This is a genomic window from Ulvibacter litoralis (assembly GCF_900102055.1).
Lineage (GTDB): Bacteria > Bacteroidota > Bacteroidia > Flavobacteriales > Flavobacteriaceae > Ulvibacter > Ulvibacter litoralis.
Genome location: NZ_FNBA01000001.1, coordinates 160774 through 176959 on the forward strand (window position 1 = coordinate 160774; position 16186 = coordinate 176959).

At 36.1% G+C, this 16186-nt stretch carries 14 protein-coding genes; 7 read left to right on the forward strand and 7 right to left on the reverse strand.

The window, feature by feature from the left end; all coding sequences use genetic code 11:
• Window position 1: 1 nt before the first annotated feature.
• From BLQ00_RS00810 to BLQ00_RS00820, 3 genes are read right to left on the reverse strand one after another with little or no spacing between them, the layout of a single operon-like run.
• Entirely contained in the window at window positions 2-442 is a 441-nt protein-coding gene (locus BLQ00_RS00810; RefSeq protein ID WP_093139438.1) for a hypothetical protein, read from the reverse strand.
• Window positions 439-1002 (reverse strand): hypothetical protein, encoded by a 564-nt coding sequence (locus tag BLQ00_RS00815; protein WP_093139440.1) that lies wholly within the window; start codon window positions 1000-1002, stop codon window positions 439-441. Before BLQ00_RS00815 ends, BLQ00_RS00810 begins: the two co-directional genes overlap by 4 nt.
• A gap of 49 nt (window positions 1003-1051) precedes the next feature.
• The gene (locus BLQ00_RS00820; RefSeq protein ID WP_093139441.1) at window positions 1052-2992 is read right to left on the reverse strand and encodes a putative porin; all 1941 of its coding nucleotides are present in this window, start codon (window positions 2990-2992) and stop codon (window positions 1052-1054) included.
• Window positions 2993-3119: 127 nt separating this feature from the next.
• Between BLQ00_RS00820 and BLQ00_RS00825 the strand changes: the two genes are divergently transcribed.
• The 3 genes from BLQ00_RS00825 (at window position 3120) to BLQ00_RS00835 (ending at window position 7137) form a co-directional block, all read left to right on the forward strand.
• On the forward strand, window positions 3120-3719 hold the full coding sequence (locus tag BLQ00_RS00825) for a ribonuclease HII (protein WP_093141833.1): 600 nt from the start codon (window positions 3120-3122) through the stop codon (window positions 3717-3719).
• A gap of 115 nt (window positions 3720-3834) precedes the next feature.
• Window positions 3835-6267 carry a hypothetical protein gene (locus tag BLQ00_RS00830; protein WP_139149338.1) on the forward strand — a complete coding sequence of 811 codons (2433 nt, stop codon included), beginning with the start codon at window positions 3835-3837 and terminating at the stop codon, window positions 6265-6267.
• Window positions 6268-6411: 144 nt separating this feature from the next.
• Window positions 6412-7137, forward strand: coding sequence for a DUF3108 domain-containing protein (locus tag BLQ00_RS00835; RefSeq protein ID WP_139149339.1), 726 nt, complete (start codon window positions 6412-6414; stop codon window positions 7135-7137).
• 26 nt (window positions 7138-7163) lie between these two features.
• Here BLQ00_RS00835 and lipB read toward each other — a convergent pair whose 3' ends face one another.
• Window positions 7164-7883 (reverse strand): lipoyl(octanoyl) transferase LipB, encoded by a 720-nt coding sequence (gene lipB, locus BLQ00_RS00840; protein ID WP_093139446.1) that lies wholly within the window; start codon window positions 7881-7883, stop codon window positions 7164-7166.
• A 285-nt stretch (window positions 7884-8168) separates the two neighbouring features.
• Here lipB and BLQ00_RS00845 point away from each other — a divergent pair, with 285 nt between their 5' ends.
• On the forward strand, window positions 8169-10424 hold the full coding sequence (locus BLQ00_RS00845; protein ID WP_093139447.1) for a zinc-dependent metalloprotease: 2256 nt from the start codon (window positions 8169-8171) through the stop codon (window positions 10422-10424).
• Window positions 10425-10502: 78 nt separating this feature from the next.
• Here BLQ00_RS00845 and BLQ00_RS00850 read toward each other — a convergent pair whose 3' ends face one another.
• From BLQ00_RS00850 to BLQ00_RS00860, 3 genes are read right to left on the reverse strand one after another with little or no spacing between them, the layout of a single operon-like run.
• A complete protein-coding gene (locus tag BLQ00_RS00850; RefSeq protein WP_139149340.1) occupies window positions 10503-11039 on the reverse strand; it encodes a hypothetical protein in 537 nt (178 codons plus the stop codon).
• Window positions 11040-11098: 59 nt separating this feature from the next.
• On the reverse strand, window positions 11099-11833 hold the full coding sequence (locus tag BLQ00_RS00855; protein WP_139149341.1) for a hypothetical protein: 735 nt from the start codon (window positions 11831-11833) through the stop codon (window positions 11099-11101).
• A 3-nt stretch (window positions 11834-11836) separates the two neighbouring features.
• The gene (locus BLQ00_RS00860; RefSeq protein ID WP_093139452.1) at window positions 11837-11995 is read right to left on the reverse strand and encodes a YqaE/Pmp3 family membrane protein; all 159 of its coding nucleotides are present in this window, start codon (window positions 11993-11995) and stop codon (window positions 11837-11839) included.
• A 199-nt stretch (window positions 11996-12194) separates the two neighbouring features.
• Between BLQ00_RS00860 and BLQ00_RS17845 the strand changes: the two genes are divergently transcribed.
• The 3 genes from BLQ00_RS17845 to lysS all read left to right on the forward strand — a co-directional run bounded on the left by BLQ00_RS17845 (window position 12195) and on the right by lysS (window position 16076).
• Window positions 12195-13253, forward strand: a complete 1059-nt coding sequence (locus BLQ00_RS17845; protein WP_093139454.1) for a helix-turn-helix domain-containing protein — start codon at window positions 12195-12197, stop codon at window positions 13251-13253.
• A 132-nt stretch (window positions 13254-13385) separates the two neighbouring features.
• A complete protein-coding gene (locus BLQ00_RS00870; protein WP_093139455.1) occupies window positions 13386-14288 on the forward strand; it encodes a thioredoxin family protein in 903 nt (300 codons plus the stop codon).
• Window positions 14289-14384: 96 nt separating this feature from the next.
• Window positions 14385-16076: a lysine--tRNA ligase gene (lysS, locus tag BLQ00_RS00875; RefSeq protein WP_093139457.1), complete on the forward strand. Its 1692-nt coding sequence runs from the start codon at window positions 14385-14387 to the stop codon at window positions 16074-16076.
• Window positions 16077-16186: the final 110 nt, after the last annotated feature.

Genomic DNA, 16186 nt, shown 5'->3' on the forward strand with positions numbered 1-16186 from the left:
CTTACTTTTTCTGATTAAAAATCTTTTTCCGAACTCGTACAATGGCATGGGCTATTTTTGGGCTACTCGAAAACGCATCCGAAAATGTCATGCTTGCAAGTAAAGCGATTAGAGCCAAGGTTCCAATGGCGCCTCCGTACCCGTCGAAGAAACTGCTTTTATTAATGTAGATCACACTAAATATAGATCCTGCCACGATTAGGCGCGTATAACTTCCATTTTTGGAAGAAACCATTCCGATGAAGGAAGCGCCTATAAATACAATTTGAATATTTTTTGTTAGATAGTCGTTGAGTAAGTTTGGAAACACATAAAAAAATAATCCTACTAATAATGAAAGTAACGCAGAAGCTCGAACGGCTCCTTGGTTTAAACGTTTGCTCACGTAAAACGTAAGTGTTGCTCCAAGAATCCCAGTTAGTATAATAATGATATCATTCATAGCACTATCCAGTTAATTAAAGAAACAAGAACCACTCCCACAAAAGCAATTGTACCAAGTTTTCCGCCGATACCTAGAAATAAGTTTTTAGACAACATATAAAAGACTCCTGCTAAAATTCCGGCGGCAACTACAAAACCTATTGAAGGTGTTATTGCTACGCTTGACATTCCGACAAAAGCACCGCAATACATTGCGTTTGGCAACTTTTTAAGATAAAAAGACTCTTTACGCAATAAGGGCAAAAAAGAGGCCACAGTTCCAGTAATTCCTGCAGCTAAAACACTTCCTAGATTTCCATAAACATTTAGCACATAACAAACAACTGCTCCAATAGGAACCCAAATCACTACCGAAACCTGTTCGTATGCATATTCATGATGGTGCAAATCTAAGTACCTATATCCAAAAAAAATAGTCAGTAAAATTAGAAGTATTGATAGTATGGCGGCAAAGTTGTCGGTTTCGTATTTCTCTTTCACCGTGACTGCTAAAAATACAATTTGAAGTAGCAAGACAGTTAGTACTATGAAAAACCGAATGACTTTGTGTTTACTCATTAAAAATTATTAGTGTTTACTACAAGAAGTTTCTATAGTGTATAAAACATTATAAAAAGAAATCCCACACCAAGCCGAAACGAATCACAGCATCGCGATATGGATATCCAGGTGCTGAAAAGTATTCACTTTTATTGGAGAACAATGTATTAAAATGCTCCCATTTAAAGAAGATACGCGTTTGTTTAATTTTCGCATTAAAGAAAAAATCGACAAGTGGAAAACCACCTATTTCTTGATCGTTTTGCACATAGAATTCGGCCAACACAGGATCGTAGGCATTCATATGGTACGTTGTAAAATACTTAAAATTGATTCCTGTTTGCAAGAACAATGCTCTTTTAAATAAATGATCTTCGTAATAAACCGTGTTTCGAGTAAGTATTTGAGGCACGTTAAAAACAGACTCCCCATTAAGAACTTGTTGGTACATCACTGTATTTGCTAATCCCCATTTTTTATAACGAAACTCTTTTTCAGCTTTAATCTTTAAGTAATCAACCCGATCGTTAAACTGATTTGGTGTTGGTGTAGAATCGTTGGCTTTTATCCCAAAATAGGCATAATCATCAATTCCCGTATAACTTACCGAAGCATTCAGAAGTTTCTTAGATTTCAAATCAAAACGAAGTTCTTGTGTTTTTACATTATTCAAATTGTTTTGCCAATTGTAATTTATGTAATCACTTTGATATAGTTGAAAATTAAAATTTGGCGCTACAGAATGAATTGTAAGAGATGCTTCCGCTTTATTGTCGGCATCTAGTGCATAAGAAGCAGCTCCTCTTAGGTAATTTCCATCGTAATCGCCAGCGACATTGATCGCTCCTTTTCCGGAAAGTTGAAATCCACGATACTCTTTTTCATAAGTGGCTCCCACTTCCACGATACTCCCTTTCAAACGATTGGTGATACGCCCGTCTTCTAAAATGAGGACTGAATCATATCCATAATTATAATTGGTATATCCTGCGAAGGCACTTAGCTTTCCGAAGACAGAACTATTGAAATTTGCAAAAGCTTTCGCATTAAAATCTTCTAACTTCACGGTCTCTTTCAAATCAGCCGTTTCAAAAGATTCACCAAAACCATCATACGGACTGGTTTGTCGGTATTCGTAAAATTTATCCTCGTACGAAATACTATTTCCAATGGTTAACACAGAATAATTACTACTGTCGCGCTTCGAAATTAGCTCATATTCGTGTTCTCCATAGAATCGAAGTCCTTCCAATTTATTTTCGGCATTTTCAAAATTCACATCAAGACGTCCTCTATCGGAAAACTCAGAATCGTCATTTATAAACAATTCTAAGGAAGCATCTGCGAGTCCGCCGTTCTCTTCATTCAACACATCTTGGGCAGTCATATGTGCCTTAATTTTATACCGTTTGTTTTTTGTGTGGTAATTGGTTGTAAACGTAAAATTACCTGTACTTGTTAGCATTTGCTGGTACGCTCCTAACGAACGAATCCCTTTATAAGCGATTGAAAAATTAAATTGCTCGGAAGTATTTACCGTAAAAAAAGCATCCATTTGCTGTCCTTGACGAAAAGCTGTTTTAAAATACAATTCAGTTAAAGGTGTCGGAACGTGGTAATAGTTAATAGCTTCAATTTCGTGATAATTGAAATGATGCGACTGTGCGGCAAAAAGTGGTTTTAAATTAAGTCGGTCAAAATTATAAGCCAACGAATTATACGTTTGTCCAACATTGGAAAACGGCAACAATTCAAAATCATCCTTGCGTAGGTAATTAAATTTATAATCCTTCTGAATGGAAAGTGTTGTGTCTATATAAGTAGTATCGCGTTGGGCCGAAATAATACGGTACAAATCAATGGGGGGCTTTTCAGCTTTTCCTTTCGTATTATTTGACGCTGTTTGGGTTCTAGTGTTTTGAGCAGATCTATCTCCAGCAGGTTTATTTTGTGCATACACGATTGTTGACACACACATCCACAGAACTAGCAAAAAGGTTTTCTTCATCAATATTTTCCTTACGTTGCAAAATAACAAAATAAGCGCCAACTTTCAAGCACCAATCTTCAAAGAAGTTGCTTCAAAAATGAGTTTGCGAGTTGGTTCAATCTTCGTTTTTTGTAATTTGCACCCAATGTTAGAATTAAAAATACACAAGCATTTGTTAGAATGTGGTACCGACGAAGCGGGACGTGGTTGTTTATCGGGCCCTGTTACTGCGGCTGCGGTAATTTTACCAGACGATTTTAGTCATCCATTTTTAACCGATTCTAAACAGCTTTCAGAAAAAAAACGCTTACAACTGAAAGAAATTATAGAGGCCGAAGCTATTTGCTATAGTGTGACGCATGTAATGATGGAAGAAATTGACAAAATAAACATTCTTAACGCTTCCATTTTGGCAATGCACCGCTCTATTAAAAAGTTAACAACGCAACCTGAATTTATTGCAATTGATGGCAATCGTTTTAAGCCCTTCGGAAAGATTCCGTATGAATGTGTGATTAAAGGAGATGGAAAATATTTACACATTGCTGCAGCTTCCATTCTTGCAAAAACTGCGCGTGACGCTTATATGGAAGATTTACACGAGAAATTTCCTGCGTATAATTGGAAACAAAACAAAGGCTATCCCACCAAACAACACCGTGCTGCCATTTGCGAACACGGCACTACACCGTTTCACAGAATGAGTTTTAAACTCCTCCCCGAACAATTGCGTTTGGATGTTTAAACTGTTTTTCTACGTTGTTGAAAACCCGTCAATAAAGAATTGTTAATATGTACGAACAGCCAAAATTGATTGTTATTTTTGTAATATGAAGTGTTTTCTGAAAAACGTATTTTTTGTGCTTTCGCTATTGGTTTTATGGCGCTGCGACACCCCTGTTACAACCACTGGAGATCTTATCGATTATGTACCTGAAGGTGCTTCCGTTGTATTTAAAATTTCGGAAGTTCCCGATCCTGAAACGGGTTTTACAACCTTTACATCGGATGTGAATTCCAATACGGTACTTTCAGAAATTCAGAAAAAAGGACTCTTTAAAGGACTATCAGAAAGGGCTAATTTGCTAAAACATTTAACGCCTACTGCAAAAAGCATTGTGTGTATTACGGAAACAAACACTGTTTCAGACGTTACTTTTATTACGAGGTTAACCTCTAAATTATTCACCGCAGATTCTATCCCAAACAAAACCATTGAAACGATTACGTATAACGATAAAACGCTTCAAAAAATCACCATTGATGCACAAACATCGTTTACAACAATAAAAGACAGTGTGTTTATCGCTTCTACTTCGCAAGCTGTTTTACAAGGGATTTTAGATGGGAAAACAGAAAAAAGCAACACATTTAAAAAAGTGTTTTCAATTAACAACGGTAGTGATTTTACGGCCATTACAAAAGGAGAAAAAGTAACGCTAAACGATTCGCTTTCGGTTGATTTTACAAGTTGGACGGCCATGAGTATTACCGTGTTGCAAGACGGAATTACAGCGACGGGTGTTAGTATTGCCAATGATTCAGTGCCGCAAGTATTAGCCGTCTTTAAAGGTCAAGTACCACAACAAAACAATATAGCAGCCATACTTCCTACCGAAGCTACAGCGGCGTATTCGTTTACATTTAGCGATGCTGAATTGCTTCAGAAAAAACTACAAGTATTTAAAAAAGATTCTACAAAACTGACAACCACAGGTCTTTTCGGATCTGTAAATGAGGTTGGACATATCACCCTTTCAGAAGGGAATGCAATTGTTTTAAAGAGTATCGACCCGATGCTTACCGATGAAGCCTTGGCTCGTTTTGTTTCAGAAAAAAATACCTTTCGAGAAATTGATATTCGCACCTTTAGCGAGCCTAAATTATTTCGAAATGCTTTTTATCCTTTGATTAGTACAACGCTCCCAACCCTTGCGTTTCAGTTAGACGACTTTTTTGTTTTTACTGAAAATGAAGCCACCGCAGAGCAGCTTATTTCGGCTTATAAAAATAATGGCTGTTTGGACAAAAGCGCATATTATGAAATGCACCAATCGGAATTAGCCGCTGCATCATCGTTCGTACTTTTTAAAATGCAAGGTGCCATTCCTACCAATCTTTCTGGATTTTTCACCACTTCTGAAAGCTCTGAACACAACATTTCTCTCAAAAAATATCCATTAGCCGTGTTGCAATACAGTTATGACCGTGATTTTGCACATGTTAATTTTGTTTCGGAAGAAGCTTCAGAAAAGAAGCAAACTACAGGGACTGTTTCGGAAGATTTTAATGTGAAATTCACCAATCAACTACTTGGAGATCCGCAGTTTTTCAGCAATCACAAAACAAACCAAGAGGACATTGTGGTGCAAGACATGACCAACGCATTATTTTTTATCTCTTCCAACGGAAAAGTATTGTGGAAAGAAAAATTAGACGGCCCTATTTTAGGAACTATTACTGAAGTAGATTTACTACGGAACGGGAAAAAACAACTTGCGTTTACCACGAAACACACCTTTTACATTCTAGATCGTACAGGAAAAGCTGTTGCGCCGTTTCCTATAAAATTTAAAGACCCTATTACACAACCGCTTTCCGTTTTTGACTACGACAACAACCGAAAATACCGTTTTATAGTAACACAAAACGAGGAAGTATTTATGTACGACTCGGAAGGAAAAGCGGTAAAAGGATTTACTTTCAAAAAAACCAAAACACCAATTGTATTATCGCCGCAACACATTCGATTGGGCAATAAAGATTACATTGCAATTGCCGAAGAAAGTGGAAAGCTTAATTTACTAAGTCGGGTTGGAAAATCGAGAGTTACCGTTTCGAAAAATTTTCAATTTTCAGAAATACCTATTCAAAAAGAAGGTTCTAATTTTGTTGTTATTACAAAAGATCACAAAAAAGAAAGCATTTCACAAGCGGGTAAAGTGACATCGCTGCCTTTGCAAGTTTCAGACAATTATCATTTTGCCATGATGGGAAGCACCAAGGTAACATTAGATGATAATTTATTGCGAATTAACGGTCGCCTTGTTGAGCTTCCGTTTGGTGTGTATACACAGCCAAAATTATTTCTTGCCAATCGAAATACGTATGTTTCAATTACCGAAACACAACAAAACAAAGTGTATTTGTTTAAAAAAGACGGAGAACTTATTTCTGGATTCCCTGTTTTTGGTAGCGCGAGTGCTTCCGTTGAAGAAAGCTCTAAAAAAGGAAAGCTCATCCTTGTTGTGAAAGGTGACGCGAAAGAAATTTTAAAATATACGATTCAGTAAACACGTCTTTTCTGCATCGAGAATTGAAACCTTTATTTTCTATTTTCCAAATCTGATGGTTTTTATACCCGTATTTTTCAGAATAAAATATATTTTTGAGCAAATTCAATTCAGAAGAAAGCCATTTCGCTAATGTATAGCCCTATGAAAAATATTATTTCCCTCCTGTTAGTCTTATTTTCAACAACAATTGCTATTTCGCAAAGTTGCAGTACTTACTTTCCGCTTACAGAGGATGCTACTTATCAAATGACAAATTACAAAGATGGCGACACTCCCGTTTCTGTAGTTGATTATGCGGTTACTGAGGTTACAAAAAAGGATGGAAAAGCGATAGGAACTGTTCATTCAATTACGAAAGATGCCGCAGGAGCTGTCATTTCGGAAATGCCCTATAAAGTGTATTGTAAAAATAATGTGTTCTCTATCGATATGGAATCGATGATAGATCAAAAAACGTTGGAACAATACAAAGAGATGAACCTTAAAATGACTAGCACAACGCTAGATTACCCAAATGATTTATCGATAGGAAGTACGCTTAAAAGAGCTTCTATAAAAATGACAATGGATATTGCTGGAGAGTCAACGAGTATTGACATGGTTATTGGTAATAGAAAAGTGATTGGAGAAGAAACCATTACAACTGCAGCAGGCAGTTTTAAATGCTTGGTACTAACACGTACCTTTAATTACACAATTCCTTCTTTAAATATGTCCGAATCCTTTAAAACAAAACTATGGCTTGCTGAAGGACCTGGAATTGTAAAGCAATTGGATTACAATGCAGACGATGTTTTAACGATGAGAAGTGAGTTAACAAAATATAGTCAACCAAAATCAAGAAGGAGACTACAAATAATGCATTAACTAAGAAACGTATGGTTTTTAGTTGCTTACGAAATAGCTTCAGAAGCGACTTCTGCTTCAAAAAGGAGCAAGAAATGTTTTAATAATTTTGTTTTAACTTCTTCCATAGAAACAGACTCTTTTCCTAGTTCTAAATTTAAAGAGGTTACTGCCTTTCCTTTAATTCCGCAGGGAATCATATGATCAAAGTAGCCAAGATCCGAATTTACATTTAGAGCAAATCCGTGCATGGTCACCCAACGACTTGCGCGAACACCCATGGCACAAATTTTACGAGCAAAAGGAGTTCCTACATCAAGCCAAACACCTGTTTCTCCTTTAGATCGTTCGGCCTTAATACCGTATTCTGAAAGTGTATTTATGATCATCTCTTCCAAAAAACGCATGTATTTATGAATGTCTGTAAAGAAATTTTCTAAATCTAAGATGGGATAGCCTACAATTTGCCCTGGGCCGTGGTAGGTAATATCACCTCCTCGGTTAATTTTATAATACGTAGCATTAATTTGGGCTAATTTTTCTTCGGAAATCAATAAATTAGAGAGGTCGCCACTTTTTCCTAACGTATAGACATGCGGATGTTCTACAAACAACAAATAATTTGGAGTTTCAACTTCAGTTTCTTCTCTTCGATTTTTGATTTTAAGATCAATAATTTCTTTGAAGAGTTCCTCTTGATAATCCCAAGTTTGTTTGTAATCCTTTACTCCTAAATCTTCAACTACGACCTGTTTATTTAAGGACATTTATACAGTAATTTTAAAGAGCAAAATTAAGGATAAACACCCCTACAATTTAAAGATTTAAGAAGATTTTAGGTCTCGATTAAAGAATATTTCAATTATTACACCCTTTAAACCGCATTTATTGCACTTTCAATCCCTAAAAGTTTAAAAATAACATTAAATTTATGGCATAAATAAGGATGAAACACCCTTTTTTAAATACTAAACGCAATAGGAAAACAAAATAGTGTCTTTAAAATGATATATTTGTTTTCTACAAAATTAAATTAATCTATTATAAATGTTATGAAAAACTACCTATTAAAGGCTTCGTTTGCACTAGCAATTTTCTTTGCTGGTTTTCAATCACAAGCTCAAAATGCAACTAATGTATGGGAGTCTGTATCTTCAGACAGGACCCAGTCATTAGAAAAAGAAACAAGAAAAGCAGAACCGTCTAACTACGATTTATTTAGACTAAACACAGCTAATCTTAAAGCAATGCTTAGTGAAGCTCCTTCAAGAGACCAACTAGCAACTTCTCAAGTAATTATTCAATTACCAACATTAAACGGCGAAATGCAAAGTTTCCGTGTTGTAGAAGCTCCTACTTTCACTGAAGGTTTGCAAGCTCAATTTCCTGAAATCAGATCGTATGCTGCACAAGGAATTGATGACCCTACAGCAATTGCTAGATTTAGTGTTTCTCCACTTGGTTTAAACGCTATGATTTCTTCTGCAAATCATGAAACTACTTACATTGACCCATACACAAGAAACAAAGAATTCTACATTGGGTATTCAAGAAGTTCTATGCCTGCAGACTCTAACACATTTGAGTGTTTAGTTGAAGATTCTAACGAACCAACAATAGACTACGAAGCAGTAGCAGCTTTAAAAAATGCTGACGATGGTAAATTAAGAACTTTCAGATTGGCTTTAGCTTGTACTGGAGAGTATGCAACATACCACTTAAACAACCAAGGGATTCCTACCACTGCTACAGACGCTGTTAAAAAAGCAGCTGTTTTAAGTGCGATGAATACTTCTATGACTCGTGTAAATGGAATTTACGAAAGAGATCTTTCAGTTACAATGGTAATTGTTCCTAACAACACAGACATTATCTTTTTAAATGCAGCTACAGACCCTTACACAAACAATGATGGTGCGGTTATGTTAAACCAAAACCAAACTACATGTAACAACATTATTGGATCTGCAAATTATGACATCGGTCACGTATTTAGTACTGGTGGTGGAGGTATTGCTCAATTAAACTCTCCTTGTACTGCTAGTGGAAAAGCTAGAGGTGTAACAGGATTGCCTGCTCCAATTGGAGACTTTTTTGATGTAGATTACGTAGCGCACGAAATGGGTCACCAATTTGGTGGAAACCACACTCAAAACAACAACTGCCAAAGATCTTCAGCTTCTGTAGAGCCAGGTAGTGCTTCAACTATTATGGGATACGCAGGTATTTGTGCTCCTAATGTTCAAACACATAGTGACGATTACTTCAATGGAATTAACATTTTAGAAATGTGGAATAACATTTCTGTTGGAAATAGTACTTGTGGTGTTCAAACAAACACAGGAAACAACCCTCCAACTGCAGATGCAGGAGACAACTTTACAATTCCTAAGTCAACTCCTTTCGTATTAAAAGGTATCGCTTCTGATCCAGATGCAACAAACACTCTTTCGTACAACTGGGAACAAAGAGACAATCAAGCAGCAGCAATGCCACCACAACCAACATCGACTGTAGGGCCAGCTTTTAGATCATTACCATCTCAAGCAAGTCCAGACAGATACATGCCAGCATTACCTACAGTATTATTAGGTTCTACTCAAACTACTTGGGAAGTTGTTCCTTCAGTAAGTAGAGTTATGCGTTTCAGATTTACAGTTAGAGATAACGCAGCAGGTGGGTCTTCTACAGCTAGTGATATCACTGCTGTTTCTGTAGATGACAGTGCAGGTCCGTTTGTTGTAACTTCACAAGCTACTAACATTACTTGGAATGCAGCTCAAACAAGAGAGGTTACTTGGGATGTTGCAGGAACTGATTCTGGTACAGTGAACAGTCCAAATGTTGACATTTTACTTTCTGTTGATGGAGGTCTTAATTTTGATATTACGCTTGCAAGTGGAGTACCTAACAATGGTTCAGCTAACATTACTGTTCCTTCTAACATTGACACAACAGATGCTAGATTAATGGTTGCTAGTTCAAACAACATTTTCTACAATGTAAATGCATCTAACTTTACAATTGATAGTGAACTTAGTGTTAATGATGTTAATTTTTCTGATTTAGCAATTTACCCTAACCCATCTAACGGAACTTTTAAAGTGAACTTTACACCACTTTCAACTTCTGAAATCGCTATCTCTTTATATGATGTAAGAGGAAGAGAAATCAACACTCAAGTATTTGAAAGTACTGGAGCTACATTTAACGAAACATTTAACTACTCTAATTTAGTAGCTGGAATGTACTTCGTAACTGTAAAAAACAATGGATTAAGCCAAACAATGAAAGTTATCATTGAATAAGGAACTTTGTTCATTCATATAAAAAAAGCGGGACTTGTTATAAGTCCCGCTTTTTATTTATATAATACTCTTCTTTTTCTAAAGAGAAATATTTTTTGAAAAGTGATTTGTTTTTTGAGAAATTCCATCCACTACATAAGAAGCATCTACAGTAAGTTGATCTCCTTTTTTAGAAAGTTGTAAAGCTCCATTTTCAACTTTATAAAATCCAGCTTCTCCTCTACAAAAACACTGCTTTCCAAATAAGAAATTTACAGTTTGTAAAGTTCCATCTTTCAATGCTAAATCTGCATCCGAATTTTTAATTTCAAATTGAACTGTCTCTGAATAATCGCCATCTGCAGTTCCTTCAGGACCTTTTTCCATATACGAGTATTCAACCACAATATTCTCTCCAGGTGTAATCACTGGATATAATTGTCCCGTTTCATCTTCTTTAATCGTTAATGACGAATTTTTCATCACCTTTACGTTACAAGCTCCAGCATCTGGACACACACTTTCTGTAATTGCCATAGTTTCTTTTGAATCAGTTTTGGTAGTCTCGGCTCCTCCGGTTGTACTCTTACATGCGTTTATCATGATTAGAGGAATTAAAAAATAAAATGCTTTCATGTATTTGTGATTAAGGTTATTATTGATTTATATCTGCTTTTAACGCTTTCAAATATAGCTTATTTTTCTAACTCCACTTCTACATCTAAAATGTCAGGGTTTTCAATATACGCTACAAAATCACGATGAACTTCAATTGTTTTTCCATCTAAAGAGTAGGTTGCATCATCTACTGACGACTTTTTAATTCTCTTCGGAAAGGTATATTTTAATGTATATGTCATGCCCGACATAAATGCTTTCGCAGTCTGCATACTATCTATTTTCATTTGGTGTCGCTCCGCATCCATGATATAAGCGTCTCTTTTAAAAACATTTTTTTCAAAAGAAAAACGAACACCCACCGTTTCTTCTGAAGCATCATCGGGACTATTTTTCTTGCTATTAGACATTTCTGGCATTAGATTGGCACCTTCATTTAAGCCTTCAACCATATTATTAGCTTCGCTCACTTGTTTGAAATCTTGATACAATTCCAATTGCATTTCTGAAGATTCGGTATCCATTACCATATGAAACGTATAATCTTCAAGCTTTTTTAAGCGTTGTTGTTCTGCTTCAGAAAGCATCGAAATACTATCCTTCTTCGATTCTAAAAACTGTTTCATCACTATAATAGAATCTACTTTTATTTTAGTGGTATCAAAACCCATTCCGCCGAAAGACATCATATCGTCCATATTTAAATGCATCGTTATACGACCGCTACCATTTTCATTTAAAACCATGGTTTCAGTAAACTGGCAACTGATTAATAACATTGAAAAAACAACTACTAAAAAACGTTGTAACATAAATTAATTCTTAGGATTATTAATAATAATTAAAGCGGCAATGACACCTGGAATCCATCCGCAGATCGTTAAAATCAAAACAATCACAATAGACCCGCATCCCTTATCCAAAACGGCCAAAGGTGGAAACAAAATTGAAAGCAATACTCTCCAAATACTCATAGTACAAATTTACAAATTAAAAAAAACTGACCCTCTTATAAAGTACATTTAGCAATCTCAAAAAACAGTTCGAAAACCAAATTTTAAAGCGACCATCCATTATATCAAGGTTCACATTTTATTTGTCCTTTACAATTAGCTTTTGTTACACCTATTGATTTACAATTTGATTGTACTTATATTCGTACTTTACTTCCTTATGAATCGAAACCAACTTGTTTACACCTTTCTTTTTTGTTTAGCGACACTATCGAGTCATGCACAGTATCAATTTTCTGGGCACGTAGACACACAAGTAATCGATGGCAATGTATACCTTTCGGTTGTAGAAGACTACCGAAAAATTTCTGGGGTGTATCCAGAACAAATACTAAGTAAAACAACACCCGACACTACCGGATATTTTTCTTTTTTTGGTAATAATCTACCCTCCGAAAACAGAATTTATCGCATTCACGTAGATACCTGCAACGAAGCAGACCAAAACACCTCTCACTTCACAAGCCATTGCCCGAACAGCAAAGAAATCATTTTTATCGCCAATAATAATGACACCCTTACGCTTCCATTTAGCTTCGATAATGAAATGTTTTGCAAAGTAGTTTCTAAAAATGAAAAAGCAAACGCCTTTTTAAAAATAGACTCTTTAAAACACGATATGAGTTTTGCCTTCGGAACCTATCGAAGTGAAGCCAATAGAAGCATGAATTCAAAAAAATGGTTTCATATTTTACAAGAATATGGCGAACAATTACACGAACCCTTGGCCGAATTATACAGCTATGCATTTTTGTCGGACAGGACACAGAGTCTTCATTCGTATTATTTGGAAGACCTAAAAACCAATCCGTACTACGACAACTTATTAGAACGTCTTACCACAGCTTATCCAAACAGTCAGTACGTTTCACAATACAAAGCAGAACTAACATCTGATAAGTATATTATTTCTGAAAACCATACCATTAAATATCCGTGGTGGTTGTACTTATTAAGCGGCATCGCATTAGTTTCCATTTTGGGGAATTTTTATTTCTTCGGAAAGTTAAAAAAGGCAACCGCACAAATTCCGTCTCTTGAAGCATCTCTTTCCAAACAAGAGAAAAAAGTGCTCGATCTTATTTTGGAAGACAAAACCAATAAAGAAATTGCTGCGGAGATGTTTGTGAGTCTTAGCACTGTTAAAACGCACATCAACAATCTTTACAAAAAACTACATGTTTCTTCTCGAGAAGAAGTTAAGAAACTCAATAACTAGTCTTAGCAAAAACCTGATTTAAAACACTTTAACTCATTTCAACCTAGGACTAGACCTCTTTTCAAACCGCTAATTTTTCACTTTATGGGTCGTTTGGTATAGCTTCGTTTCAGAAACTAAAACCAAAAACAAATGAAAAATTTACTATTTCTATTATTCAGTCTATCCGCTTTAATAGCACCCGCACAACCTTTCAATCAAGAAATCGCGAGAGATGATACTTCTGTATTACTTGGAAAAATAAACAAAGACATCCTTCTAAATGGAACCTACAAAGAATGGTTTGAAACCCACTACAACGAATACCAACCCAATAAAGAACAACTATCTATTATAAAAAATAAACTTCCAGAATACACCATTACTGCATTTTTCGGAACTTGGTGTGGCGATAGTAGAGAAGAGCTTCCTCGCTTTTACAAAGTATTAGACGAAGCTAATTTTCCTTTAGCACGGTTAACAACGGTAGCCGTAAACAATGAAAGAGACCACTACAAACAAAGTCCCGGTGGCGAAGAAGAAGGACACACCATTCATAGAGTCCCTACGTTTATCTTTTACAAAGACGGAAAAGAAGTAAACCGAATTGTAGAACATCCCGTTAGTTCGTTTGAAGCCGATGTTGTAGAAATCCTTCAGCAAGAAAACTACATCCCCAATTATCAAGCGGTCACCACTGTATCAAACACGCTAGCAGAAATGGGATTGCAAAAGTTTCAGAAGAAATCGAAAAAACTCCTTCCGAAGTTAAAAAAAGAAGCCAAAAGTCTTTCGGAATTAAACACCTACTCTAGCGTACTATTTTATTCAGAACAAAAAGATGAAGCGATTGCTGTTGCAAAACTAAATACCTTATTATATCCTGAAGAAGCCTATACGTACGAGAATTTAGGGAACAAACTATACCTTACTCATAAACTACCGGAAGCACTTGAGTATTATAAAAAATCGTTTGCGTTAAACCCAAAAAACGAAAGGGTGCAAAAAGCGATCGCAAAAATTGAAGAAACCCAACAAGAAGCTAAAAAGTATTAAATACACCTAGAACCGAATTTATACCTAAAAAAGGCCAACGAAATTGAAAAACCCGTTGTTTGTCTCTATATTTGCGTCTTATTTTACACAAACATTATGCAACTTTCTGAACTCGAATTAGTACGAAGAGACAAACTAAACCAATTACGCAATTTAGGCATCAATCCTTATCCTGCCGACTTATACCCTGTAGATGCTACTAGTAAGGGGATAAAGAAGGATTTCAAGGAAGGTAAAAAGGTGACTATTGCAGGTAGATTAATGTCGAGACGTATTCAAGGTCCTGCTTCATTTGCAGAGCTACAAGATTCGGAAGGGCGTATTCAGGTGTATTTTAACAGGGATGAAATTTGCCCTGGAGAAGACAAATCTCACTACAATAATGTGTATAAAAAATTACTCGATATTGGTGATTTTATTGGAATTGTAGGTGAATTGTTCACCACCAAAGTAGGTGAAAAAACAGTGATGGTAAAAGAGTTTGTATTGCTTTCGAAAGCATTAAAACCCTTACCACAGCCTAGAGTTGATGCGGAAGGAAAAGTACACGATGCATTTACAGATCCAGAACAAAGATACCGTCAGCGGTACGCCGATTTGGTAGTGAATCCGCATGTGAAAGAAATATTCATGAAGCGCACCAAGCTTTTTAATGCCATGCGTACTTTCTTTAATGAGCGTGACTATTTCGAGGTAGAAACCCCTGTATTACAACCCATTCCTGGTGGTGCAGCAGCACGTCCGTTTACAACACATCACAACTCGTTAGACATTCCATTATACATGCGAATTGCGAACGAATTATACCTAAAACGCCTTATTGTTGGTGGTTTTGATGGTGTGTATGAGTTTTCTAAAAACTTCAGAAATGAAGGAATGGACAGAACGCACAATCCTGAGTTTACTGCGATGGAAATCTATGTAGCGTACAAGGATTACAACTGGATGATGGATTTCTGTGAGCAGTTGTTAGAATTTTGTGCTACGGAAGTAAACGGAACTACAAAAGCGACTTTTGGGGAACATGAAATAGATTTTAAAGCCCCTTATGCACGTGTTACCATGGCAGATTCTATCAAACATTTTACAGGATTTGATATTAATGGCAAATCGGAAGATGAAATTCGAAAAGCCGCACAAGAAATGGGCATCGAAGTAGATGACACGATGGGGAAAGGAAAACTGATTGATGAGATTTTTGGCGAAAAATGTGAAGGAAATTACATTCAACCCACTTTTATCACTGACTACCCTAAAGAAATGAGTCCGTTGTGTAAAGAACACCGAGACAATCCAGAGCTTACCGAACGCTTTGAGTTAATGGTCTGCGGAAAAGAAATCGCAAACGCATACAGTGAGTTAAACGACCCTATTGATCAACGCGAACGTTTTGAAGCACAGCTAAAACTTGCCGACAGAGGTGATGATGAAGCAACGGCTTTTATCGACTACGACTTTTTAAGAGCTTTGGAATACGGAATGCCTCCAACAAGTGGAATGGGAATTGGAATGGACCGTTTAATTATGTTCCTAACCAACAACGCTTCTATTCAAGAAGTTTTATTTTTCCCGCAAATGCGTCCGGAAAAGAAAAAAGTTGAAATGTCGGAAGACGAAAAAGCTGTGTTTACACTTCTAAAAGCAAATTCTCCTATGGAACTGAACACGCTAAAAGAACAAAGTGGATTAAGCAACAAAAAATGGGATAAGACGATTAAAGGCTTAACCAAAAGCAAAATTGCTACTGTCGAAAAAAACAACGAAGGCCTCTTTGTTAAGCTAGCTTAAATCACACTTATATAACTAAGTATAAAAAAAAGGGAGTAGCAAAAGCTACTCCCTTTTTTCGTTTGTAAGAATAATCATTTCTCATAAATTATTATTATCCTAAAAAATAA

Coding starts and splice junctions, on each gene's coding strand:
- BLQ00_RS00810 (WP_093139438.1), bottom strand. CDS start 442: ATGAATGATATCATTATTATACTAACTGGGATTCTTGGAGCAACACTT.
- BLQ00_RS00815 (WP_093139440.1), bottom strand. CDS start 1,002: ATGAGTAAACACAAAGTCATTCGGTTTTTCATAGTACTAACTGTCTTG.
- BLQ00_RS00820 (WP_093139441.1), bottom strand. CDS start 2,992: ATGAAGAAAACCTTTTTGCTAGTTCTGTGGATGTGTGTGTCAACAATC.
- BLQ00_RS00825 (WP_093141833.1), top strand. CDS start 3,120: ATGTTAGAATTAAAAATACACAAGCATTTGTTAGAATGTGGTACCGAC.
- BLQ00_RS00835 (WP_139149339.1), top strand. CDS start 6,412: ATGAAAAATATTATTTCCCTCCTGTTAGTCTTATTTTCAACAACAATT.
- lipB (WP_093139446.1), bottom strand. CDS start 7,883: ATGTCCTTAAATAAACAGGTCGTAGTTGAAGATTTAGGAGTAAAGGAT.
- BLQ00_RS00845 (WP_093139447.1), top strand. CDS start 8,169: ATGAAAAACTACCTATTAAAGGCTTCGTTTGCACTAGCAATTTTCTTT.
- BLQ00_RS00850 (WP_139149340.1), bottom strand. CDS start 11,039: ATGAAAGCATTTTATTTTTTAATTCCTCTAATCATGATAAACGCATGT.
- BLQ00_RS00855 (WP_139149341.1), bottom strand. CDS start 11,833: ATGTTACAACGTTTTTTAGTAGTTGTTTTTTCAATGTTATTAATCAGT.
- BLQ00_RS00860 (WP_093139452.1), bottom strand. CDS start 11,995: ATGAGTATTTGGAGAGTATTGCTTTCAATTTTGTTTCCACCTTTGGCC.
- BLQ00_RS17845 (WP_093139454.1), top strand. CDS start 12,195: ATGAATCGAAACCAACTTGTTTACACCTTTCTTTTTTGTTTAGCGACA.
- BLQ00_RS00870 (WP_093139455.1), top strand. CDS start 13,386: ATGAAAAATTTACTATTTCTATTATTCAGTCTATCCGCTTTAATAGCA.
- lysS (WP_093139457.1), top strand. CDS start 14,385: ATGCAACTTTCTGAACTCGAATTAGTACGAAGAGACAAACTAAACCAA.